At 43.7% G+C, this 25458-nt stretch carries 13 protein-coding genes; 5 read left to right on the top strand and 8 right to left on the bottom strand.

The genetic code is table 11. The features are described 5' to 3' along the window. Positions 1–12 precede the first annotated feature (12 nt). The 3 genes from AC59JT_RS07170 to AC59JT_RS07160 are packed head-to-tail and all read left to right on the top strand — an operon-like array spanning position 13 to position 3982. The gene (locus AC59JT_RS07170) at positions 13–843 is read left to right on the top strand and encodes an ion transporter (RefSeq protein ID WP_497397236.1); all 831 of its coding nucleotides are present in this window, start codon (positions 13–15) and stop codon (positions 841–843) included. A 49-nt stretch (positions 844–892) separates the two neighbouring features. Then, a complete protein-coding gene (locus AC59JT_RS07165) occupies positions 893–2296 on the top strand; it encodes a sensor histidine kinase (RefSeq protein WP_497397234.1) in 1404 nt (467 codons plus the stop codon). An 18-nt stretch (positions 2297–2314) separates the two neighbouring features. Then, positions 2315–3982 (top strand): NAD(P)/FAD-dependent oxidoreductase, encoded by a 1668-nt coding sequence (locus AC59JT_RS07160; RefSeq protein ID WP_497397232.1) that lies wholly within the window; start codon positions 2315–2317, stop codon positions 3980–3982. Between the two features lie 129 nt (positions 3983–4111). Here AC59JT_RS07160 and AC59JT_RS07155 read toward each other — a convergent pair whose 3' ends face one another. The 4 genes from AC59JT_RS07155 to AC59JT_RS07140 all read right to left on the bottom strand — a co-directional run bounded on the left by AC59JT_RS07155 (position 4112) and on the right by AC59JT_RS07140 (position 11661). Beyond that, positions 4112–5545, bottom strand: coding sequence for an arylsulfatase B (locus AC59JT_RS07155; RefSeq protein WP_497397230.1), 1434 nt, complete (start codon positions 5543–5545; stop codon positions 4112–4114). 113 nt (positions 5546–5658) lie between these two features. Then, positions 5659–7293 (bottom strand): hypothetical protein, encoded by a 1635-nt coding sequence (locus AC59JT_RS07150; RefSeq protein WP_497397228.1) that lies wholly within the window; start codon positions 7291–7293, stop codon positions 5659–5661. 56 nt (positions 7294–7349) lie between these two features. After that, the gene (locus tag AC59JT_RS07145) at positions 7350–9404 is read right to left on the bottom strand and encodes an arylsulfatase (protein WP_497397226.1); all 2055 of its coding nucleotides are present in this window, start codon (positions 9402–9404) and stop codon (positions 7350–7352) included. Between the two features lie 31 nt (positions 9405–9435). After that, positions 9436–11661, bottom strand: coding sequence for a glycoside hydrolase family 2 protein (locus AC59JT_RS07140; protein WP_497397224.1), 2226 nt, complete (start codon positions 11659–11661; stop codon positions 9436–9438). A 246-nt stretch (positions 11662–11907) separates the two neighbouring features. Here AC59JT_RS07140 and AC59JT_RS07135 point away from each other — a divergent pair, with 246 nt between their 5' ends. Continuing rightward, complete coding sequence (locus AC59JT_RS07135; RefSeq protein WP_497397222.1) at positions 11908–15012, top strand: ligand-binding sensor domain-containing protein; 3105 nt, start codon at positions 11908–11910, stop codon at positions 15010–15012. Then, positions 15009–15782 (top strand): response regulator, encoded by a 774-nt coding sequence (locus AC59JT_RS07130; RefSeq protein ID WP_497397220.1) that lies wholly within the window; start codon positions 15009–15011, stop codon positions 15780–15782. The genes AC59JT_RS07135 and AC59JT_RS07130 overlap by 4 nt, the downstream gene beginning before the upstream one ends. Before the next feature lie 63 nt (positions 15783–15845). Here AC59JT_RS07130 and AC59JT_RS07125 read toward each other — a convergent pair whose 3' ends face one another. Genes AC59JT_RS07125 through AC59JT_RS07110 form a run of 4 tightly spaced genes read right to left on the bottom strand, consistent with a single transcriptional unit; the run spans position 15846 to position 25321 of the window. After that, positions 15846–17657 (bottom strand): RagB/SusD family nutrient uptake outer membrane protein, encoded by a 1812-nt coding sequence (locus AC59JT_RS07125; protein WP_497397218.1) that lies wholly within the window; start codon positions 17655–17657, stop codon positions 15846–15848. Positions 17658–17662: 5 nt separating this feature from the next. After that, complete coding sequence (locus tag AC59JT_RS07120) at positions 17663–20815, bottom strand: SusC/RagA family TonB-linked outer membrane protein (protein ID WP_497397216.1); 3153 nt, start codon at positions 20813–20815, stop codon at positions 17663–17665. 34 nt (positions 20816–20849) lie between these two features. Next, positions 20850–22565: a RagB/SusD family nutrient uptake outer membrane protein gene (locus AC59JT_RS07115; protein WP_497397214.1), complete on the bottom strand. Its 1716-nt coding sequence runs from the start codon at positions 22563–22565 to the stop codon at positions 20850–20852. Positions 22566–22576: 11 nt separating this feature from the next. Further along, complete coding sequence (locus AC59JT_RS07110; protein WP_497399347.1) at positions 22577–25321, bottom strand: SusC/RagA family TonB-linked outer membrane protein; 2745 nt, start codon at positions 25319–25321, stop codon at positions 22577–22579. Between the last annotated feature and the right edge of the window lie 137 nt (positions 25322–25458).

Below are 25458 nucleotides of genomic sequence, written 5' to 3'. Positions count from 1 at the left end.
TGTTAAAAAAGCATGGCTAAAACCCAGGATACAGATTGGCGCTTTCGTTTACACGAGATCATTTACGAGTCGAACACCCGGGCGGGCAAGGCCTTTGATGTGGCTTTACTGATAGCTATCTTCACCAGTATTATTGTTGTAATGCTTGATAGCGTGGCTAGCTTGCATGGGCCTTATGGCAAACTTTTTCAAGTACTGGAATGGTTTTATACAGGCCTATTTACTGTAGAGTACGTTTTACGTCTTATAAGCATACGCAAGCCATGGCGTTACGTTTTTAGCTTATTGGGTATAATAGACCTTATAGCCTTGATTCCTACCTACCTGGGTTTCTTTTTTGTAGGCGCGCAATCGTTACTGGTATTCAGGGCGCTTAGGTTGCTGCGTGTTTTCAGGATATTTAAATTGGGCGAATTTCTAACAGAAATCAATTTCCTGACTACCGCACTCAAAGGCAGTCTACGTAAGATTAGTATATTCCTGTTAACGGTACTTACCTTAGTAGTCATACTGGGCTCTATCATGTACCTGGTTGAGAACCGCGAAAATGGCTTTGCCAACATTCCCGAAAGTATTTATTGGGCCATAGTAACTATTACCACTGTTGGCTATGGCGATATTTCTCCGGTTACACCCATGGGCAAATTTGTAGCTTCGTTAGTTATGCTTACCGGCTACGCTATTATTGCCGTACCCACCGGGATTATTACACACGATATAGCACTGGCCGCCCGCAACAAAAAAGAGCTCCCCGAGTCATGCCCCAACTGTGGCCGGGAAGGTCACGAAAGCGACGCGTTATTTTGCAAACACTGTGGTTCATCATTGTTCGGCGGACGTTAGCTTATTTCTCGAAAAATTCGCTTAATATTGGGTATTCAATACCTACATCATGGAAAAGGTTACCCCCGAATGGCTACAAGGCATCGAAGCACTGCGAGAAGTGCCTATGGCGCAGTTACAATGGTTTATCCAACATAGTACCCAACTTGAACTTCCCGAAGGCGCACGTTTGTTTCAACCGGGCGACCGCATCATGGGAACCTATGTCATTATTGACGGTGCTTTCCGTTTATGTGTAGTACAGGGAAATGAAATGCGTGAAGTGGTGAGATTTGAATCTAAAGCCATAACCGGCTTCCTGCCTTTTTCACGCGCTAAAAATATTGTAGGTATTGGCGAGGTGGTATCGCCAATGAGGTACCTGTTATTTCCTATTGAACGCATGGAAGAAATGATCCGTACACAATATGAATTAACGCAGGCATTGGTTCACATCATGACCACCCGTGTACGCGATTTTACCGCCCTGGAGCAGCAGAATGAAAAAATGATGGCGCTGGGTAAATTATCTGCCGGATTGGCGCATGAGCTGAACAATCCCGCAGCAGCTGTAGTGCGCGGCTCGGCATCGCTCTTAAAACACTTAAAACTAACGCCTGATACTTTTAAAAAAGTTATGGCTCTTCGCCTAACGGAAGATGCAGTAGGATTAGCTAACGAACAATTGTTCGCTGTATTAAACCGTGAACGCCCGCAGCATTTAACGATGATGCAACGTTCGGCAGCAGAAGATGATCTGGCAGATTGGATGGCTGATTACGGCGTAGAGAATGATATGGAAATTGCAGAAAACATGGTGGACTTTGGTTTTACCATAGTCGATTTGGATGGTTTCAAGAAACATCTGCCTGATGAAGCGGTATCTGCAGTATTCAACTGGATCAATAACAACCTGGTTACCGAAAAAATGGTGTGCGATATTGAAGATGCTTCGCGACGAATATCCGACCTGGTAGGCGCCGTAAAAAACTTCACCCATATGGACCAGGGCCACGGCAAACAATATGCAGACATCCATAATGGTATACGCAGCACGCTTACCATGTTGCAACATAAAATGCGCCACGGAAACATACAACTGGACGAACAATTTGATACCAGTCTTCCGGAAGTAAACGCTATGATCGGCGAACTGAACCAGGTATGGACCAACCTGATCGACAATGCGCTGGATGCCATGGAAAGTAATAGAAAAGGCGTTTTAAAAATTAAAACAGACCGCGAGAAAGACTGTGTAGCTGTTAGTATTACAGACAACGGGCCCGGCATACCCGATGAAATTAAAAACCGCATATTTGACCCCTTTTTTACTACTAAAGAAGTTGGTAAAGGTACAGGGCTTGGTTTGGATGTAGTAACCCGCATTGTAAAGCAACACCAGGGTACTATCCGCCTAAATTCAAAACCGGGACAGACTACCTTTACAGTATGCTTCCCGATACATGGTAAATAGAATTAATGAGCTAGAAGAATGGAATTACCTATTATATTTTGCATTGATGACGATACCCAGGTTTTACGGGCGCTGATGCGCGACTTGAAAACACGGTACCGTAATACTTATAAGGTTTTAGGCACCAACCAGGTGCAGGAAGCATTGGATAGTTTACTGGAACTAAAAAATAAAGGCGAAACCATAGCCTTATTCATTTCGGACCAAAGAATGCCCGATCTGGACGGAATTGGCTTCTTACAGCAAGCCATGCAATTTTACCCGCAGGCTAAGCGTGCACTGCTAACGGCTTATTCGGATAAGGATGCGGCTATTAATGCCATCAATATCGTACAGCTGGATTACTACCTTATCAAGCCTTGGGATCCGCCGGAAGAAAAGTTGTTCCCCATAATTGACGATCTTTTAGATAACTGGCAGGTAGATTATCGCCCCGATTTCAAAGGTATTAAGGTTATCGGCTACCAGTATTCGCAAAAATCACATGAGTTGAAAGACTTCTTGGCTGGCAACCTTGTACCTTATCAATGGCTGGATATCAAATCAGAACCCGAAGCAGAAAATCTTTTAGCACTGAATAAACTGGAAACAACAGATTTACCGGTGATCTTTTTGGAAGATGGCAGTTATCTGAAAGCCCCGGGGATAGTTGAAGTAGCTGCTAAAATCGGCCTTAATCCGGAACTGAAAAACCACGATGTTTATGATGTTGTGATCATTGGTGCCGGGCCTGCAGGTTTAGCGGCCGGTGTTTATGGTGCTTCCGAAGGATTAAAAACCCTGCTGATTGAAAGGCGTGCACCGGGTGGCCAGGCAGGTACTAGCTCGCGCATTGAAAATTACTTGGGTTTCCCAACAGGTTTAAGCGGCGCCGAACTTACCCGTAGGGCCATGACACAGGCTGTCCGTTTAGGCACAGAGTTTCTTTCACCACAATCGGTGCAGGCAATTGTGCAAAAGGATGGATATAAAAAGCTACTACTCGATGATGAGCGCGAGATTACTACGCGTAGCGTTGTTATCACAACCGGTGTGGACTACCGTAAGCTTGATACACAAGGCATCAGCGATTTTACAGGTGCCGGTATTTACTATGGGGCAGCCATGACCGAAGCTACTGCCTGCAAAGACAAGCAAGTGTATATAGTTGGCGGAGGGAACTCTGCCGGGCAAGCCGCCATGTATCTATCTAAATTTGCCAAAAACGTTTACATAGTTATCCGTAAGGACGATCTGAGTAGCACCATGTCCGCCTATTTAATTGATCAAATAAACGCTACAGGAAACATTCGCTTGTTGCCTAAAACAGAGGTTACCCAAGCTACAGGTACCGACAAATTGGAACAACTTCAACTTACAAACATTGAAACGCAACAAACAGAAACGAAACCTGCTGATGCCCTCTATATTTTCATCGGCGCCAAGCCTTTTACCGACTGGCTGAGCTTTGATATCCTCAAAGACGACAAAGGTTTTATAGAAACCGGACGGGAGTTAAAAACCTATAACGATTTCTCGCGTGTATGGAAACAGAAACGTGACCCTTACCTGCTTGAAACCAGTTGCCCGGGTGTATTTGCCGCAGGCGATGTGCGTGCCGGTGCTATGAATCGTGTTGCATCAGCCGTAGGCGAAGGCTCTATGGCTATTAGCTTCGTCCACAAATACCTGGCAGAGGTTAAATAAAATATCGAGCATAAAAAAACCAGGTGAGAGTTCACCTGGTTTAACCAATTTAATACACTCGGACGAGTATTTTTAAGGGAGGGATTATTAATTCATTTGTAACATGATTGAATTCATTTCTTAAATATCTTATCGCTCTTTGGTGATCTTCCAGTTTTTAGGAGCAACAAAACCGTTTTTAGGGCCTTTTGCCAAAATTTCAGCTTTGGGCTTAATGGTATCGTATTTAACAACGGCTTGTTTTAAGCGATTATAAATTTCGGCATTAGCATCTTTTACATTTTTGGTTTCTGACATATCTTGGGAGAGCTGGAAAAGAACATCACCCTGCATTTTCATTTTTTTTATACCACGGTCTTCTATCAATTTCCAATCGCCGCTGATGATAGCGCTGTGCCCCAGGTAAAATTCCCTCTCGAATGGTTTTACTTTACCACTTAATAGTGGCCACATGCTTACACCGTCAAAAGGCTTCTTAGCCGGTGTTTTAACTTCTGCTATATCTTTCAATGTTGGGAACAGATCTACATAGCCCATTACCTGCTCTATTTGTCGGCCGCCAACTAAACCTGCCGCGGGCCATTTAATAATGGCAGGAGAGCGCACGCCCCCTTCCCACTCATCAAACTTGTAGCCCCGCAATTCGCCATGCGAACCGGTGTTTCCTGCGCCTGCAGCGCCATTGTCACTATGGAATATCACGATTGTATTATCGTCAATGTGCATATCCTTCAAAGTTCGCAATACCTGGCCAATGCCATCATCCAAACAAGTTACCATAGCCGAGTAGGTTTGCTTTTGCGTGTTTCCTCTCCCTTCTTCGGCACCCGCCACACCATCATCACCTCCGCCACCTGCGCTTGCAAATTTGGGTTTTGACGGATCGTAACCATACATCTTTAAGTACTTCTCGGGCGCTTGCAGCGGGCCGTGTGGCGCGTTATATGCCAGGTACATAAAGAAAGGTTCTGTACCTTTTGAGTAGCTTTTAATGCATTTTACAGCCTCTGTGGTTAACAGCTCAGTAGTGTAACCTTTATCAGGCGATGGCTCATAATCATTCTGCCAGTCTACCTCACCTTCCCGCTTGTGGCTAAAATAATCCAACGCACCGTTCAGGAAACCATAGAAGTGAGTAAAGCCCCTGCGCATAGGATGAAATTGCAGCGAGTTATGCCCCAAATGCCATTTACCTATCAAAGCACGGTTTTTATAACCGGCAGTCGCTAGCATTTGCGGTATCAATACCTCCGAAGTATCTAAGCCAAAATCACTCCAGGGTGGTATGGTGGTTTCGCGTATACCTACCCGATTAGGGTAACGCCCCGTTAACAAGCCTGCACGTGTTGGCGAACAAATGGGTGCGGTATAATACCTGTTCAACACCACGCCTTCTTTTGATAACCTGTCAATATTTGGTGTTTTAATGTCGCTGCCATGAAAGCCTACGTCGCCCCAGCCAAGGTCATCAGCTAATATAATGATGATGTTAGGCTTCTTTTTAGGCTGCCCCATTACTAAAAAAGGCACACAAAAGGCTACAAGCAGAAATATTTTCTTCATAAATGTATTTACAGATATAATTGGTTGGAGGGATAATTTCCCTTCATAAAGTAAGGCAAAAAAAAGTTGACATCCTGTTCATAGTTTTGCCGATTTTTCTCATTATTTAACCGCTACGGCCTTACAAAATTTACCGAATAAGGTTGTAATATAACGCTTGTTGTAGCATTGGTATGATCGCCAATATGTACAGGCATGGTGCTTACATTAACGCTGTTTTGCTGGCCGGATATACTGAGTTGAGTGTTAGATGGAAACACGTTGCTTAAGTCGAGCGTAACCACCTGGTCGCTAAAGTTTACTATACAGCTTTTTTTGAGGCTGGCGTTATCAGTAAAATAATAACCTTGCACAACTGTTTTGCCGCTGCTCCCCATAGTAGCCATACCGGGAAAGTTTAATCTACGCGCCTTGGTACAACCTTTACTGGCCCGCATTAATGGAATAAGAGCATAGCCTTGCTTCTCTAACTGGCCTGTAGTAGCATTTACCACGTCGCTGGCGTCAAAGTTAGGATGCATATATAGTTTTCCTTTATGCTCAATGGCCCAAAACGCCGCAAATAATTCGCTCAGTATTGAGCCCCATTTACCGTCAACCAACGGGCCTTTCTGGTCTGGGCTTAACTCGTTCCACCACACATTCCAGCCGGAAGCCGCGCCAAAAAACAATGATGTAGCGTTTTTATCATTTGCAGATATATTGATATCAGCATACCATTTTGAAATATTGTTATACAGATCAGTTGCGCTGTTATAGTTGTTTAATAAAGTATCAGCTTCCTGGTAGCTATGTAAAGTAACGTTGCCAAATTGAGCTGCATCAATCTTATTCAACACCTGGCTATTCCAGTTCAATATACGGGTCGAGTTAAAGCTTTTCTTTTCGGCTGCGCCGGGAAATGAAAACTGAACATCGGGTGCCAAAGTGATATCGGGGTCTGTTTTTATTTTGTTGATGATGTAGTTAGCCGCTATACCGTAATCCTGTCCTTGTGGGAAGGCTTCCTTATAATAAGCTGAATTAGCAAGGTACACCTCATTACCTAATTCAATGAACTTGATGGGGATATTGTTTTCATTAGCTTTGATGAGCATATTTCGGGTACGGGTGTAACGATTATCCAGCATTTTATACCAGTCATCAGTAAGCGGTGTGGTGTAACCTGTGGTGCTTGGCGCATGTGGCGTAACGGTGCGGTTCCAACCTTGCGGCGAAGCATAAAAGTCGGCCCCCGGTGTTACCATATTCACCACAAATAAAACAGACGCGCCGGTTGTGCTAACAGCCTGAGACAGATCAGCCAGTGAGTTTTTTTGTTGATTGCCGGGTACAATAACGTTGTTAATAAAATCAAAACCTGTTTTAGCCGGGTCTATCCAACCATTTGGATCGGCGGTTGATTTGGCGCTGAACAACTTGGTTTGGCCGGCCTGCCAAAAGTTAGCCACCGTACCGCCAGGGTAACGTATACAGTTGGCGTATGACGAATCAAGCGCATGTGTCCAAAACAAGCTGTTCGAACTCCAAGGTTCAAATGTGTCAGGGAAACGGGTGTTGTAGCCAAAGCCATTGCTGTAAATGTCTGTAGCCGGCTGCATAGTTACCGTAACGGTAGCCAGGGCGCTTTCCACTTTGTTGACTACAGAATCTTGTTTCGATTGAGGCGTAATACCCAAATCATCGTTACGTTTACAGCCATACAAGGCCAGACCTATCAGGCCTGATAGATAAAGTACTTTTTTCATTTTCGTATGTTTAAGTAGATAATTGTTTTAGTACATTATGGGCTTGGCTATCAACCTTACTTCATTTCCATCATCTTTACATCGTCTATCCAAACTTTATCATCTGTGGCCAACTTGCCAAAATAGAAAGCCAGTTTATAGTCATCATTTTGGGGTATTTCTGTAGAACTAAATGTATTTACACCGGGCTTCATCGTAACGTTTACCGCTTGATCAATAAACTTTGTAGCGTCGCCATTAGCTTTTTCCAAACGAACAAAGTAGCTGGTATTGCGGTTACTCTTAGAATTAAAAGTGATGGTAAATTTCTCGCCTTTTTTTGCCTTAAAAGGCCAAGAAACAACTAAGCCCAACGGTCTTTCCCCAGGTTTGCTCATCTCTACTTTGAGGGAGTTTTTCCCGGTTAGTTGTGCGGTAGTATCGATAGATACTTTTCCTTCTACAGTTGGCGTATTTTTAATTTTCCACCCCCCCAGCAGGTCATCAAAACTACCATTGATATTGCGTTTGTAAGCCTGGCCACGGGCGCCGTAGTTGCGAGTATCTAAAGGGAACACACCTACTTTATTACCCCATTTTACCCAGTCAGCATACATGGCTTTTACACGACCAGGTTGGGCTTTAGCCAAGTCGTTCATCTCGGTTGGATCAGCCTCCATATCATACAGGCGAAGTCTCTTTACATCAAAATTCTGGTCTTCCGGAGTGCCTGCCACCAGTTTCCATTTTCCATCGCGCACAGCAATATTGGCTTCATGCTCCCAAAAAACCTGCCCCCGGTTAAATGCCTTGCCGGTAAAAGCTGACGCAATTGAATGACCTTCCAGCGGCGTAATCTTATAACCTTTGTATACTGCCGGATATGTAGCACGAGCTACTTCAACACAGGTTGCCATAATATCAGAAACATGGCCATATCCCTTAACAAAAGTATTGTTCAGCGATTTATTAATACCTTGAGGCCAATGCACAATTAGTGGTGTTGCTATGCCGCCTTCATCTGTATAATGCTTATACTCTTTAAAAGGAGTACTACTTACGTTAGCCCAGTTAAGCCGATAACTTTCAAAGCTGTTTTGCTCGCCGTTAACTTCTTTGGTTTCACCACTGCTTACAAATTCGGCACAGGCGCCGTTATCGCTTAAAAAGAAAATAAGGGTATTATCTAACTGATTCGAAGCCTTTAGCTTGGCTATGATACGACCGATGCCCTGATCCATGATATCTATCTGCGCCGCATAAATCGCCATACGCATAGCCATTTCATCGCGTTTTTGCGGGCTCAGGCTTTCCCAGTCTTTAACAGCGGTATCGCGGGGCGATAGTATGGCATCTTTACCAAACAAACCCAACTCTTTCTGCCGCTCAAAGCGTTTTTTACGAATACCATCCCAACCACCTTTATAGTAATCTTTGTACTTTTCTATATCAGCTTTAAGCGCGTGCAAAGGCCAGTGGGGAGATGTGTAGGCAACATACATAAACATGGGTTTATTGGGCTGGCTTTTTAAGTGCTCATCAATAAACTTCACGCTGGTGTCGCTTATAGCATTGGTGAGATAAAAATTCTCAGGTGCTTTGTAGCGATGGTTGTTGCTATATAACTCAGGGGTATAATAATTAGCCCCACCCGGAATTATACCAAAATAACGGTCGAATCCGCGTTGTTTCGGCCAGTTGGCTATTACGTTACCGTCTATTTTACGCTCGTTAGTGAGGTGCCATTTACCGGTCATATAAGTATCGTAGCCTGCCCCTTTTAATACTTCGGCAATGGTAACGCTGGTGTTGTTCAGGTTATCCTGGTAAGCCGACGTACCCAAGTCGGCATTGGCCATCCAGCCCATACCAGCCTGGTGCGGGTAAAGTCCAGTCATTAAAGCAGCACGCGTTGGGCAGCAGCGGGCGGCATTGTAAAATTGCTTAAACTTAATACCCTCGGCAGCCAGGCGGTTAATATTAGGTGTTTGTACCTCGCCGCCATAGGCGCCTATGTCCGAGTAACCCATATCATCAGCCATAATAAGTACGATATTGGGCTGCTTGGTTTGCGCCATTGCCGATACAGCAAGCGTCAAAACGGTCAGTATGCTTGTTATGAACCTTGTCATATTTTTCATTTATTAACGAAGTTATATACCACTATTTAGCCGGAATAGCGTAAAGCCCCATATCAAACTTATTATCTATTTTGGTAGTATTGCTCATTTCGGCAATGATCACATTCTCGCCTGCTTTCAAAGCACTAACAAAACCATCCAGGTTAACATCAGAATATTGTCTTTTAGTTACTATCGCTTTTTCTGTAACCAATTTGCCGTTGATCCATATTTTGATATCGCCTGTGCCTTTTAAGCGTATTTGTAGACCTTTAGGAAGGGCTTTTACCGTGAATTTTTGCGCTGCCCATATCTTGCTGCTTTTAGGCACGCTAAGCGGGCTTGCGGTTGATGTCATTTTGCTCAGGTCGGCTTGCGGATCTGCACCAGCAAATAACAAGTTTTGACCGTTAACTTCAGCATCAGCGAACAGCGCAACCAATTTTGGCTGCGGTTGATATAAAGTATTATGCAAAGCTTTTAATTTAGCCGGATCAACTTTAACAATGCGTCGGTCGTAGGTCATCAGGCCATTAACCTCCCCTTCAACGTCGGTAGTTTGAGTGTACACACCTGCAGATAAGCCATGACCTATCATCGGGCGCAGTGTATTGATCAGATTGGTATAGCCTGTCACCAATTCGTTTTCGCTCTTAAGTGTCAAGTAACCCCAGTTACGCATAGCCGGGTTCCATAAGTGGCCTTCAATAGGGTAACCCAAGCCGCCAAACTCGCCTAATACATTCACTTTACCCGGGTGCAGTTCTACGCTTTCCATGCCGGGGCCGGGATATACGTGGCTGTCAAACATATCGCCCACATTACGATCAACCCAGCCGGTAACACCGTCAACAACGCGGGTAGGATCGTATTTCTGTGTCCACTCCACTACCCTTTTGGTATCGTATTGGCCCCAGCCTTCATTAAAAGTCACCCAGGTAACTATTGACGGGAAGAACCTCAGGTGATCCATAATATTTTTCCATTCGCCTTCAAACTGTGCAGCAGATTCCTTAGGTCTGTTCCAGTCTTCTTTCGCGGCAGCTTTCAGGTGTTGCTCTTCTGCTTTTGATACTTCGAAACCTGCAACCATATCCTGCCAAACCATTAAACCCAATGAGTCGGCGTAGTAGTAATAACGCGATGGCTCAACCTTAATGTGCTTACGCAGCATATTAAAGCCCATGCTTTTTAGCTTATCCATATCAAAACGCATGGCATCATAAGTTGGCGGCGTTAATAAACCATCAGGCCACCAGCCCTGATCAAGCGGGCCGTAGTGAAATATCACTTTATTGTTCAGCATTAACCTGTCAAAACCATCGGCATCTTTACCCACGGCAACTTTACGCATAGCGAAGTAAGACGAAGCATGGTCTAAAACCGTTTTACCCCTCAATAAAGAAATATCTAACTGATACAACGCAGGCTTATCCGGCGACCATAATTCTGGATTAGGCACATTTAATACAGCAGCATCGTTAGCCGCAAAGGTTTTAGTGGCGACTTGCTTACCGCCTTTAGTTATCTTAACAACAAACTGTTCATTGCCGGTCGCTTTGGCTATTTGTTTGTTTATGGTGATAGTGCTTTTATCAATATCAGCAACAGGCTCCAGGCTATTGATATGCGTTTTTTCAACCGGTTCCAGCCATACGGTTTGCCATATTCCGGTTACCGCAGTGTACCATATACCTTTGGGGTTAAGCGATTGCTTGCCGCGCGGTTGGTCGCCCGCATCGGTTGGATCCCATACCGATACCTGTATTTCCTGATCTTTATTTTCATTAAGGAAACCTGCTATATTAAAAACAAAAGGATCGCTACCGCCACGGTGTTTACCAACTATTTTACCGTTTACCCATACTTCTGTTTCCCAATCCACAGCGTCAAAGTGGAGTAACAGATCCTTTTGCCCCCAACCGGCAGGCACGTTAAATTTTGTTTTATACCAAACTTTTTGATCGGGCTTTACCGTTTTGCCTACACCCGAGAGGCTTGACTCTACTGCGAAAGGCACTAATATTTTCCCACCCCAGGTAGATGGTGTCGAAGCATCTTTGGCGGTGATGGCATATTGCCATAGGCCATTAAGGTTCAACCAGTCTTTACGTACCAGCTGCGGCCTTGGGTATTCATTCAATACATTTTTAGGGTTTACCTTGTCCGTCCACGGTGTGGTTATTTTTATAGGTGCGGGCTTCCAGTCCTGCGCGTTAACGCCCGCAAGGGCTAAGCAAAATAATCCTGTTAAAAAGGATCTTTTCATATTCTGATATAATTTATGTTGTTGATTTATAAACTTTATAACTGGTGTGGCTTCGGTGGTTTGAAACAACCGTAAGTCGGGCGATTCAAAATTGATGATTATGGGTATGTTATATTGATCAGTTTTTGGTTTGTTTGTCTCTTTTTTCTATCTGCACAAAAAACAAAAATCATAACAAGGTATATTTGATCTACCAATATGCCGCCTAAAATTAAATTAGCTGTTCTGACATTTGTGTTAGCCTTTATGGCCGTAGCATCGCGCGCGCAACCTTATTACTTTAAACACTACCAGGCCGAGGATGGGTTGCTTAATAACACTATTGTTTGTTTGCTGCAGGATAGTCGAGGATTTATGTGGGTAGGCACTAAAGGGGGACTTAACCGTTTTGATGGCTATACCTTTAAATCATACAGCAGCAGCAAAACCCAGCAGAGCCTTATCCGTAACGACGCAATATCAACATTAAGGGAAGATAAAAATGGCATGATATGGGTAGGCACCAGCAGTGGAATTTTTAAATACGATCCGTTTAAAGATAAGTTCGATAGTCCGTTTCCTGATTTGCACGAGGTGCCTCATATCAGGGTTGACAGCAAAAACAACGTGTGGTTTTTATCAAATGGCCGATTGTTTCAATACAATCAGCAGAAAAAGAAACTCATCCGTCACAATTTCACCGCAAGGTGCATTGCGCTTGATAAAACGGATATGGTTTTGATGGGCAAGATGGATGGTACGCTCATAATGTACGATCCCATAAAAAGGCGTGCTAAAGCAACGGTGATCAATAAAGGCGGAGCCCGCTCAGGTGTCATTAACAAGTTACTGGTTATTAACAGCAAAGAAATTTTGGTGGGTACGCGGCAACAAGGCATCAAACTATTTAACCGCGAAACAGAGGCAGTAACCACGCTCATATCCTACGATGATAACAGGAACGATATTTTTGTAAGGGACATATTGGATGGCGGCGATAACATTTATTGGATGGCTACCGAGTCTGGTTTGATGCGGTATGATCATAATACACGCAAATTTACCACGCTAACCAAACAAACGGGCGATGCTTACTCATTGTCGGACAATGCCGTTTATTGTTTGGCAAAAGACAACAATGGTGGCTTATGGGCAGGTACTTTTTTCGGTGGGTTAAATTATTGCTCGGCCGAAAACATGAAGTTTAAAAAATATTATCCCATTGCAGGCGTCAATGCCATATCCGGCAACGCGGTGCGTGAGATATGCCCCGACGAGAATGGCATGGTATGGATTGGTACCGAAGATGCCGGACTGAATAAACTGGACCCAAACACCGGAAAATTTACCCATTTTATGGCCGGTGGCTCACCATTAAATATTTCCTATCATAACATACACGGCTTATTGGTTACGAATGATAAGGCTTACATAGGGCCTTTCCAGCAGGGTTTAGATGTAATGAATGCCACAACCGGCAAAGTAACCCAGCACTTTAAATTGGTTGGCACCGACAACATCAGGGGCGATTTTGTAATGACCATTTTTAAACGAAAAAATGGCGAGCTACTAATAGGGACCACCATAGGCGGTTTGATGCGGTTTGATGAAAAAAAGAAGACTTTTGAACGACTTACCCAAGTACCTAAACGCGGTACCGTTTATTGTTTGCTGGAAGACCATGAAGGCACCATGTGGTCTGGCAGTTTAAGGCGGGGGGTGTTTTATTTTAACGACAAAACGGGCAACAGCGGCAACATTGGTTTTAAAGATGCAACTTCGCGTGAAGAGATTGTACAAGGTATTTATGAAGATAAAAAATACAACCTATGGTTTGCAACCGAAGGCAACGGTTTGTTTAAACTAAGTGCTGATAGAAAAAAGGTAGAAAAATATACCACAAATAACGGGCTGCCCACTAATAACCTTTACCGTATACTGGAAGATGATGACGATAATCTTTGGATAAGCTCGTTAAAAGGTTTGATATGCTTTAATACCAAAACAGAACGCGTAAAAGTTTATACCCAAGCCAACGGTTTAATTACCGATCAATTTAACTACAATTCAGCCTATAAGGATCCTAACGGCAATATGTACTTTGGTTCGGTTAAAGGGCTGGTTGTTTTTAATCCCGCTTCCCTGGAGCGTACGCAAACCACTCCCCCAACTTACATTACCGGCTTCCAGATCAACAACACAGAAGCCAGCCCCTCAGATAAACAACCTGTTTTAAAAAAATCGATACTTTTTACAGATACCATCGATCTAAATTACAATCAGTCAACCTTCAGCATCGAGTTTGCGGCCCTTAGTTTTTCATCAGCACCTGTTATACGCTACAAATACATGATGAAGGGCGTCGAGGGTGGATGGACTTACCTAAGCACAAACCGGAAAGCCTATTTTACTGACCTGGCGACAGGCGACTATACCTTTGTTGTGCAAGCCGAAAGCAACGTGGGTAGCTGGCATGGCAAACAAACTCAATTGTTCATCAGGGTAACGCCACCTATATGGAAAAGTAGCGTTGCTTATGTACTGTATAGCTTGCTGCTAATTGCGTCGGTGTTTTTGTCTGTAAGGTATTATCATGATTACCTGGAGGCTAAAAATGCCAACCGCTTACGGTTATTTGAACTGCAAAAAGAGAAGGAAATTTACCAGGCCAAGATAGAGTTCTTCACCAATATAGCTCACGAGATACAAACACCGTTAACGCTTATTATTGGCCCGGTAGATCAATTAAAACGAACGATAGACGACTACCCCCTTATTAAAAAAAGCTTTCAGTTTATTGAGAAGAACTCAAAACGCCTGCTGGCCCTAACAGAACAGCTTCTGGATTTTAGAAAAACCGAAATGAATGAGTTTGGGTTAAGCTTTGTTAATGCTAACGTATCCGCTTTGCTTAAAGAACAATTGGTCAACTTTAAGCCGGAAGCCGAAAGATTAAAAATAACCTTAACGGCACAACTGCCTAAAACTGCTTTGACTGCTTTTATTGATCGTGATGCTTTCCTAAAGATCATCAGTAATCTGATCTCAAATGCCATTAAATATGCAACATCAAAGGTTGAAGTAAGCGTTATTGTTGAGGAAGAGACCTTTTCTATACTATTTGTTAACGATGGCAAACCGATACCCGAAAACCATGAAGAACGCATATTTGAACCATTTTTTAGGCTGGCTGGTAGTGATAAACCGGGTACTGGTATAGGTTTGCCACTTGCACGCTCATTAACCGAACTGCATAATGGCACATTAAAGCTTGTTAAAAGTGAAAATGATATGATAACTTTTAAACTAACGCTCCCCGTTCATCAAAAAGTTGAATTCAAACTATCTCACTGGAAAAATACGAACGCATGAAAGACACGATCTTAATTGTTGACGATAACGAAGAAGTACTTGATTTTCTTGACCAATTATTGGGCGATCAGCACAATGTTGAGTTGGCTATCAATGCCCAGGCAGCTTTAGAGATATTGAACACCAAAATGGTAAATTTGATCATAAGCGATATCATGATGCCTGATATTGATGGATTTGAGCTGTGCCAGGTGGTAAAATCTAACATCGAATTCTGCCATATACCGCTTATCCTGCTTACTTCTAAAAATACATTTAAAGCACATATATCGGGCATCGAGGTTGGTGCCGATGCTTATATAAAAAAGCCATTCTCTATTGATATGCTGCAACTACAGGTTAAAAACCTGCTTACCAACCGCGCTAAAGTAAGAGATCATTTTTCAAACGCCCCTTTTCAGGATGTGCGCGTTATGGCTCAATCAAAACCTGATGAACAGTTTCTGAAAAAGCTAGACGATTATATTCGGGAAAACATCAGAGATGTAAACCTGAATATCGATCATATATCCAGCCAAATGAATATGAGCCGGCCTACTTTTTATCGCAAAATAAAGTCGCTGTCATCATTATCACCCAAAGAGCTTATCAATATAACCCGACTAAAAAAAGCCACCGAACTCATCGCCCAAAATCAATATACATTATCTGAAATAAGTAAGATGGTGGGTTTTGCCTCGCAAAGTGTATTTGGCAAAAACTTTCATAAAAAGTTCGAGATGTCGCCCATGGAATATCGCGCCAAGCTTCAAAAAGATTCCGAAAAATAGAAAAGCCCGACCTTACTAAAGGGCCGGACTTTCACTTACTATTTTAAAAAACTATTAAAGAGGCTAATTGATCGGCACGCTAAAGTATCCCGGGTTTTGCAGCAGATTTTTATTTATCTGTACATCATTTTTAGGGATCGGCCATAGATAATAAATATTGGCAAAATACCTGCTACGTACATCTACCAATTTATAAGTAAAAGTTGTAGCGCCGGTTTTGGTTATCTCCATACCGTGCATCATTTTGTTGTGTAGTTTAGCGCCTTGTCTCCAACGTCTGATATCCCAAAAACGGTGACCTTCAAACGCCAGTTCAATATCGCGTTCGTTGCGTATCAGTTCGCGGGCATCATCCTTACTTGGATTTGACGGTAAACCATACATACCATCGCCACCCGGGCTTATGCCGGCACGCTGCCTTAAAAGCTTTATAGTGTTTATAGCATCAAGGGTATTGCCTACTTCGTTAGATGCTTCGGCATAGTTTAACAATATCTCGCCATAGCGGATTACAGGTAAACTACGGTCAACATTACTGCCACCGGTAACAGCGGCGTACTCATCACAAAGCTTGCGTCCGTAATAGCCGGTAGTGGTGCCGTTGCTGGCTGTTATCGCTAAAATACCATCATTAGTATTATTGGGGAACGCCGTCGTTGATTTGAACGTCGATACTTCGGATACCGTTTTTGTATTGTTTGAAAAATACTTGCTGCCGTTATAAATTATAGTGGCCGACATGCGTGGATCGCGGTTGGCGTATGGGTTATTCGGGTTGTAACCGGTAGGGTTTGTAGCGGCATTATATACATCGGTAGCTATAGATCCGCCTTTTATTGTTGGAAACTTATCTACTAACTCTTGCACCGGAAAATAAATGTAATTGAGACCACCTCTTGAACGTGGGTTCAATTGAGTCTCTATCTGCTTACCGCTTGGCAGCGGTTTAAAAAATATAAACTCATTATTCATCCTTGTGATAAACACTTTATAAAAACCATAGCCTAACCCTGTAGCCGAACCGCTCCATGGCGTAGTGTTATCTACCATCAAACTATAAGTATTCAAATCCATTACCGCCTTAGCAGCCAGCCTGGCTTTTTCCCACCGTGCCGGGTCGGCCGAAGGGTAAGCCGTAACCGCAACCAGATCCGGCGTTGTAGCTGTACTGCCACCGTTAAATAGCGGGCTCGCTGCATACAATAATACTCTTGATTTTAAGGCAAGGCAAGCACCTTTAGTAACTCTGCCGTAATCAAGACCACCAAAACTTGGCGGCAATACCAAAGCTGCAGCATCAAGCTCTTTAATCAGGTAATTAACACATTCCTCATAAGTATTGCGCTTTTCGGTAGCAATATCATCTGTGGAGTAAATCTTCTCACCTACTATCGGCACTCCTCCGAAATATTTCATCAGGTACGAATAATACAATGCCCGCAGAAAACGCGCCTCACCTTTTACCCGTGCTTTCATGGCTGGTGATAGCGGAGATTTATCTACCTCCTCTAAAAATATATTGATGTTGTGGATATCCTTATAAAACAATGTCCATTGATCATTGAGCGTATCGTACAAGATATTGGCAAACGACGCCTGGGTGATTGCCTTATCAAACTGCCCGATCAAGGCAGGGTTCTTCCCTTCTGCTTCATCACACATTTTTGAATAATCGTAGTTTGGCGTTGTTCCGGTGAAGTATATACCACAGTCAACATACAAGCCGGCCAGATAGTCCATCGTATTGGTACTATCTGCAAAAGTAACCTGCTTGTTCAAGCTGGCGTTTGATTTGGTATTTAAAAACCCTCCTTTTTGGCAAGAGGTAGCGTAGATAATAAATGTGCTTAAAAAAGCCAAAATGTACTTTTTCATTTTATTTATTTTAAAGTAAGATTTAAACCTAGATTAATGATGGCCATTTGTGGATACACGCCCACGTAATCCCCCGCCAATTCCTGGTTGGCAACCTCCGGATCGAGACCGGTACGGTTGTATACGCTTGACCACGTATGTAAATTATAACCATTAGCGTACACCCGCGCGCCCGACAGGCCGAGCTTATTTGCCAGTTTATCCGGCAAACGATAGCCTATTTCTACAGACTTCAGCCTTAAATACCGGCCATCGGTAGCCCAATATTGAGAGTGGTTGTTTGACATATAAGTACCTGCAAAATTGTAAGTAATGGTTGGGAAAGTTGCCGTAGCAGCAGTTTCGGGTGTCCATCTGCCTAAATGCACATCCTGTAGCGCAGCTTTAAACGGACCGCTATAGATGTAGCCCGGGCGCACATCATTACCCCACGAAGCCTGTAAAAGCACGTTTAGCGAGAACCGTTTATAGGTGAGGCTTGGACTAAAACCAACTGTGGTGGTTGGCAGGTTTGACCTGCCTATGTAAGCCTGGTCATCGTTAGTAACAACGCCGTCGCCATTCAAATCCCTGTACTTCAAGAATCCGGGCAATGTGGTATTAGCAACACCGCCTACAGAAGAACCCGAATATTTAGGCACTTTCGAATCGGCAGCTTCAGCCGGTGTATAGTAACCATCGTATACAAATAAAGCAACCTCTCCTACCGATCTGCCTGTTTGGGTCAGGTAAGGAAACAGCGGAGGTACCTCATCCATAAATAGTATCTTGTTTTTGGCGTAGCTATAGTTCGCGCGCAGCGCAAAACCAAAATCGCGACCTATTTTTCCGGAGTAACTTAATTCAAACTCATAGCCCTTATTACTTACAATTCCCAGGTTCTCTGCCGGCAATGCTGAGTCAGGTACGCCAAAATATGCAGCAATGGTGTTACGTTTTTGAAGTATGTCTGAACGTTTGTTATCAAACACCTCAACACTGCCTGATAACTTACCTTTAAAAAAGGCAAAATCAAGCCCGATATTAACTTTCCGTTCGTTTTCCCATGCTACCGCGTCGTTACCCAAAGTACCAGGTACAATGCTAGTGTAAAGGGTATTAGTTTCGCCAAAAGAGTAAGTACCACCACGGTTGTAATTTTCCTCAAAGAAATTAGCGAAACCACCCAGGTTATCGCTACCCACAATACCCCATGATCCTCTTACTTTTAAAAGCGATAGAAAGGAAACATTTTTAAGAAACTTCTCTTCAGACACAACGTAACCACCTGATATAGCCGGGAAGAAACCATATTTTTTTGAACCGGCAAACTTGTCGGAACCGTTATAAGCACCGTTGAACTCAATTAAATAACGGTTGGCGTAGTTATATCCCACACGGCCTGTAATACCCCTGAAGTTTCTGGGTTTATAGTTGTAATTCACATCGCCATTTTGCAGCAACTCAGTATTCTGATTATACAATGCCAACGCGTTAACATTATGATTACCAAAGCTACGCTGGTAAGTTAAACTAGCTTGTACGGTAGATTGACGTTTAGGCGTTCCGCTATCATATTCAAGATTGTATGGATTAATACGTCCCTCGTTAAGGTTACGGGCAAGGTAATTGGTACCATCAAAATAATACGACGGGAAAGCCACTCGGTTTAAACCGCGCGTTGAAGAGTTATTATTGGTGATAGAAACCTGCACCTTGGCTGTTAAGCCCGGAGTAAGCGCATCCAGTTTTTGAACTGCCGAAGCATTTAACGAAAGCAGGTTTTGCCTCGTACGGGTATAACCGTTATTACTTAAGCGGCCAATAATGTTGTTAAACGATGGCGCCGCGCTTGGATTAGCAAATCCCCAGCTTCCGTCAGGATTATATATTGGGTATATATTAGGCCTTAAAAACTCGTAATTGTACACCTCATATAGTGCAGCCGTCGGGTTATTGCTACGGCTATTTACCCTTGGGTTATTGGTAACCGTGTTATTGCCCGAAAGGTCGACCTTAAAAGTTAAGGTTTTATTGGCCGATATATCCAGGTTTGACCGGAAGTTGTAACGGTCAAAAAAGAAATCGTTATTTACATCATCCGCATGAAAATTACGCATCAACCCGCCTTGGCTCTCATAACCTGCCGAAACAAAGTATTTCAAAGCTGTCGTACCGCCCGATAGGTCTACATTGGTTTTGCTGATGCTTGCCCTGCTTTTAAACAGTGTATTATACCAATCAACATTGGGATGCAGGTATGGGTCTGTTCCGTTAGCGTATAACTCAATATCCTGATCGGTAAAGGGAGCTACAAAGGCCGTTGCATTGCCGTTAGTTATGATATAATCATTACGCATACCTTCATTATATAGCCTGGCTGTATTAGCGGCATCTAACAAATGAGGGGTGTAAGTAGGTGTTTGAATGCCGGCTTCTGAGCGCGCTGTTATCCGGGGTTTACCAACCACACCGCGGCGGGTAGTTACCAGCACAACGCCATTTGCTCCCTTAACACCGTACGGTGCTGTAGTTGCTGCGTCTTTCAATATACTTACTGATTCGATCTCGTTGGGATCGATGTTAGAGAAATCAGCATAGGTAAATGGTACGTCATCCACCAAAATAAGCGGTTGTATAGATGCGCCTGTACCATTAAAAGTACTTACACCACGAACGTAAAACTCTGCACCATCAGCCCCCGGCCTGCCGCCACGTTGTTGTGATGAAAAACCCGGCAACTTGCCAGACAGTGAATTTTGCAAACTGGCTGAAGGTGTTTGCTGAATATCGCTACGCGACACACTACTAATGGCACCTGTAACAGCTATCTTTTTTTGCGTGCCGTATGCAACAACAACAACTTCTTCCAGGCCTTTGGCATCAGTTTCCATGGTAACCGTAATATTTGTGCGATTACGTACCGATACTTCCTGGGTTACAAAGCCAATACTTCTAAGAATAAGCACATTGCTGTTACCGCGCAAAGTAATTTCAAACTTTCCGTCGGGAGATGTGCTTACGCCGTTATTGGGTGCTCCTTTTTCAATAATAGTAGCGCCCGGTAAAGGCCCCTCTTTATCGCTTATGGTTCCTGTTACTACCCTGCTTTGCGCCTTTAAGCCAAGGCCCGAAAACAACAGGGTAACTAACAATAAAATACTGTATATTTTTTTCATGTTTTAATCAAATGAAATTGTGATCGCCTAAAAATTACCAACCCGGGTTTTGCGTTAAAGCACCGTTGCTTTGTATCTCGGCAAAAGGTATCGGGTACAGATACATCTTTGGCGCCAGGAAGCTTACCGTGCTTACGGTTATAGGATTGTAGGTAAATGTGCCGTTGGTATTTTTGATGATACTTACACCATGCAATTGCTTGTTTAATTCGGTCTCGGCAGTCTTCCAGCGTCTCAGATCCCAAAAACGCTGCTCCTCAAACGCAAGTTCAAGGCGTCTTTCCAAACGTATCGCGTCACGCATCTGGCTTTGGGTCATGTTAGCGGTAAGGCCATATAATGATCCTACACCGGCGGTTATACCCGCACGTCTGCGTAAAGCGGTTAGTTGTGTATAAGCCGTAGTACGGTTAGATACCACGTCGGCAGCCTCGTTTATCGCCTCAGCATAGTCCAATAGTATTTCCGCGTAGCGGAAAATAATAAAGTTGTGATCCTGGTTTGAATAGGCCGTACCTGTTGAAAGATCAGGTAAAAACTTGCGTAGGTAGTAACCTGTTCTGGTTTGTGTAATGCCATTATTCGGCTTGTCTTTACCGCCCTCAAATGTCTCTACCGGGCGACCCAACCAGTTTTGTCCATTATAAAAAATAGTGGCATTCAACCTTGGGTCGCGGTTTTTGTAAGGATCGGCAGCATCATAACCCGTTTTGTTCGAAACCGCGTTGTAGATATCGGTAGCTATCGGTTTTCCAACAATAGTAGGAAAAGCGTCAACCAACTCTTGTGTAGGGCTGGTTAAACCATTGCTTGGATCAACCTCATTTGTATAGCCAACCGGTGCCTGCGCACGCTCCAGTGTTTTATTTTTGGCACGTTGTGTGGCCAGTATTACTTCTTTATCAGCCCTGTTTAAAAACGCGTTTGTAAAACTTGCTCCCGCCGTGCCATTAGCAGCATTATTTAAAGCATAGTAATTTAGAGTGACCACATCGCGCGCTGCATCCGCGGCGGCCTGCCACTTAGTTAAATCGTTACCGGTGTTATTAAGCGGGCTGGCGGCGTAAAGCAACGTACGCGCTTTCAAAGCCAGCGCAGCACCTTGCGTAATACGGCCAACATCATTGGCACCAAGCGGTTCCTTACGCAACAAAGTGCTTATGGCATTGCACTCGCTAACTATGTAAGCGGTACATTCGGCAAAGGTGTTTCTCGGCATTTTAAACTGATCTGTAGCTGCAAATACAGAATCGCCCACCAATGGTACACCACCATATCTTTTTACTAATTCAAAATAGCAGAAAGCGCGTAAAAAACGGGCTTCGGCTTTATAATATTGGTTAAGCGGAACTGTAGCATTATTGAATGGCACACGGTCAACTTTCGACAGGAAAATATTTGCCCTGCGGATCCCGGTGTAGCAATTAGGAAACACGCCATCCACGCTTACATTGGCACTTTGCTGGGCTTTGGATAGCGTCTCGATATTGCTTCTTAATTTTGAGCTTATCGCATCATCTGTAGCGGCATCCAGGTAAGCCTCGTCAATACGATTAAAGCCATCAGGCAAAAAAGTGTATAAATTGGTAAGTGCCTGCGTAGCCAGGTCGCCGTTTACGTCGGTCTTGTCAAAAACCTGGTCTATGGTAGTTCCTTCCAGCGGAAAGCTCTCATTTTTCCTACAGCCCGATTGCAAGATACCGGCCACTGCAAGGGTAACTATCAGTGTATATGTTTTTGTAGTGTTCATCGTCATTTTTATTAAAGTTTAACAGATAGGCCTGCGTTAACCACACGCTGAATTGGGTACTGACCGGTGTAGTTCTCCGGGTCTGATTCTTTGTATGATGAATAGGTAGCCAGGTTTTGGCCGTTAACAAACACGCGGATGCGTTTTATTTTTGCCGCTGTTAACAGCTTTGAAGTAAAGCTGTAACCCAACTCGGCATTACGCAGGCGCACATAATTTGCCCGACGAACAAACAGCGACGATGCTGCTATATAATTGTTATTATCAACGCCCAGGGTTACGCGTGGTAATGTAGCAGTTGAGGCAGTTGCAGGTGTATAACGATCTAAATTATACTCCCATGCCTGGCCCTTCGCGTTAGCACCGTTAAATGGGAACTCGTAAGCGCCGTTAACTGAGATATCGCGGTTAGCTTCGCCCTGTACAAGCAAGCTCAGGTCAAAGCCTTTGTAGCGTAAATTAAGATTAGCGCCATAGTAGATCAACGGATTTTTGTTACCGATGACAGTTTGATCAAACTGGTTGATCACGCCATCACCATTCAGATCTTGATACTTAACGTCGCCGGGCGAGGGTGTAAAGCCCGACATGGTAGCTGCGGTTAAGTTACCGGCGTTAAACAAGCCATCGGCAACATAACCACGTATCTGGTTTATAGCGTTACCCGTTCTGGCCATCCATGGGTAAGCCATAGCAGGCTCGTCGTTATACAATATTTTGCTGCCGATGGTAGCTAAATTACCTGAGATTGAGTAGGCCAATGCACCAATATTGTCGCTCCAACCGGTGGTTACTTCAAAACCGTAATATTTGCTTATACCGATGTTCTGATCAGGAAAAGTTTGGCCTATTATGCTGGAGTTATTGCCACGCTGGATCAGCATATCAAACTGGCGGTTGTTATAATAATCAAATGATAACCAACCACGGTTTTTGCTATAAGTAAGGTCAACACCAATATTGGTTTTGCTGGCTTTTTCGTTTACACGGTTAGGGTTAGCCAATACATCTTCGTATGTTGAGGCAAGTGAAGTTGCGTTGCTTCCGAAGAAGTAAGCATCGCCGCCTATGTACAGTTGCCTGAACACATAATAGCCAGGGTTTGCGTTACCTACCCTGCCATAGGTAGCGCGTATTTTAGCCTGGTTTAAAAAGCTTGAATTTTTCAGGAAGCTTTCGTTATGCAAATTCCAGCTGGCACCTACCGCCGGGAAGAAATCGGCACGGTTACCCGGCGCAAAACGGTTGTTAGTGCTATATGCGGCACCTGCCTCAAGGTTAAAGCGATCGTCATAACTATAAACCACGCGTCCCGACAGGTTTTTGTAAACCTGGTTTAAATTATTACCGTTTTGTGTGTTTTCATAGTTAGTTAAAATCAAACCGGTGAAGGCGTTCTTCCCCCAGTTACGATCGATACCGGCAGATACCTCAACATAAGTTTGTTGAAACCGCTGTACCACATTATCAGCATTTGCCCTGTCAGATATCGAGTTTACCCTTAAATTCTGGCTGACATCATAGGCGTTAAATCCGCGGCTGCGGGTAAGCTGCTGATCATATGCCGGATTATAAGATATGGTAGCTTTAACCCAGGTACCCTTGATCAGATCGTCCATCGAGCGGCGCAAACTTACATCAACAGCTGCAGCCTGCAGGTTGTCCTGTAAGTGGCCCGATGCCACTGATTGCGCGTAAGGCGATTGTGTGTAATTACGCGTACCGCCGAAGGTGCCGTTAGCATTATAAATAGGCGCCGAATTTGCCGGTGTATTAAGCAGGCTATTAAAAACGCCATCATAACCAACACCAGGTTGAAAGAAATCCTGGATATTAGCCATCAAATTAAAGTTGGCCGTAAGGCGCTGGTCAAGCTTTAGTTCGATATTTGATCGTACCAGATAGCGTTTGTAATCCACATTGGTTTGCTCAATGCTATCAACAGGTTCTTTTAACAAACCGCGCTGGTTCAAATAGTCTATGGATACAAAATATTTGATGTTGGCGTGATTACCGCCTGCGCTAAAGTTTACGCGCTGTACTACCGCGTTTTTCCGCATAATCTCGTTACGATGATCGACGTCAGGGTACAGGAAAGGGTTGGTTTTATTTTTATAACCATTTAACTGATCGGCAGTAAACACAGGCGACATGCCGCTATTAGCTGCTGCCTCGTTATACAAACTGGCATAGTCAAAAGCAGAAAGCGCTTTACGCATACCTATCGGCGTCTGTATACCGGTTTGGGCTGTTACATCAATGTAGCTGCCGGCGGCAGGGCTTTTCTTGCGCGTAGTAATTACTAAAGCGCCATTCATACCACGGTTACCCAGCATTACGGTGGATAAGGCGTCTTTTAATAGCGTAACTGATTCTACCTGTTCTGGGTTCATCCCCAAAACATCGAACAAATTTTGCCCGTTATTTACCAGGTTATATCGTGGTATACCATCAACAATAATCAGCGGGCTACGACCACGCAATGATAAACTTGGGGCATCAAACCTTGGTACGCCTGTTGATTGGTTGGTTGACAGTCCGGCTAATCTGCCTGTTAAAGCGTTGCTTATTACCGAAACAGGATGGCTCTCCAGCGCTTTGCCGTTTTGATATCCAATTGCTTGTGTTAAACGGCTTCTTGATTGTTCGCCGTACAGTACCGGCACATGCTCGGGCGTATTCCGGGCTGCCTTTCCTATACTCTTTACAGAGTCGTCTGTAGCTGTAGTATCTGTTTGTTGCGCACTTGCCCGCATATTAAAAAACAACAAGGCCGCACAGGTAAAAACAGGAACTATTTTCTTCAAAGCTTTTAGTAAATTTTTATCCATGAGAATGTAGTAAATGTGGTTTAGTCATTGGTTTATCGGTTATTTTGATTTGTTTCTAATAA

It is taken from the genome of Mucilaginibacter sp. A3364 (genome assembly GCF_059690715.1).
This window is presented reverse-complemented; position numbering and strand designations above follow the sequence as displayed.

What these genes read in the sequence shown, in the direction of transcription:
- AC59JT_RS07170 (WP_497397236.1), top strand. Translation starts at nt 13, where the DNA reads ATGGCTAAAACCCAGGATACAGATTGGCGCTTTCGTTTACACGAGATC.
- AC59JT_RS07165 (WP_497397234.1), top strand. Translation starts at nt 893, where the DNA reads ATGGAAAAGGTTACCCCCGAATGGCTACAAGGCATCGAAGCACTGCGA.
- AC59JT_RS07160 (WP_497397232.1), top strand. Translation starts at nt 2,315, where the DNA reads ATGGAATTACCTATTATATTTTGCATTGATGACGATACCCAGGTTTTA.
- AC59JT_RS07155 (WP_497397230.1), bottom strand. Translation starts at nt 5,545, where the DNA reads ATGAAGAAAATATTTCTGCTTGTAGCCTTTTGTGTGCCTTTTTTAGTA.
- AC59JT_RS07150 (WP_497397228.1), bottom strand. Translation starts at nt 7,293, where the DNA reads ATGAAAAAAGTACTTTATCTATCAGGCCTGATAGGTCTGGCCTTGTAT.
- AC59JT_RS07145 (WP_497397226.1), bottom strand. Translation starts at nt 9,404, where the DNA reads ATGACAAGGTTCATAACAAGCATACTGACCGTTTTGACGCTTGCTGTA.
- AC59JT_RS07140 (WP_497397224.1), bottom strand. Translation starts at nt 11,661, where the DNA reads ATGAAAAGATCCTTTTTAACAGGATTATTTTGCTTAGCCCTTGCGGGC.
- AC59JT_RS07135 (WP_497397222.1), top strand. Translation starts at nt 11,908, where the DNA reads ATGGCCGTAGCATCGCGCGCGCAACCTTATTACTTTAAACACTACCAG.
- AC59JT_RS07130 (WP_497397220.1), top strand. Translation starts at nt 15,009, where the DNA reads ATGAAAGACACGATCTTAATTGTTGACGATAACGAAGAAGTACTTGAT.
- AC59JT_RS07125 (WP_497397218.1), bottom strand. Translation starts at nt 17,657, where the DNA reads ATGAAAAAGTACATTTTGGCTTTTTTAAGCACATTTATTATCTACGCT.
- AC59JT_RS07120 (WP_497397216.1), bottom strand. Translation starts at nt 20,815, where the DNA reads ATGAAAAAAATATACAGTATTTTATTGTTAGTTACCCTGTTGTTTTCG.
- AC59JT_RS07115 (WP_497397214.1), bottom strand. Translation starts at nt 22,565, where the DNA reads ATGAACACTACAAAAACATATACACTGATAGTTACCCTTGCAGTGGCC.
- AC59JT_RS07110 (WP_497399347.1), bottom strand. Translation starts at nt 25,321, where the DNA reads ATGCGGGCAAGTGCGCAACAAACAGATACTACAGCTACAGACGACTCT.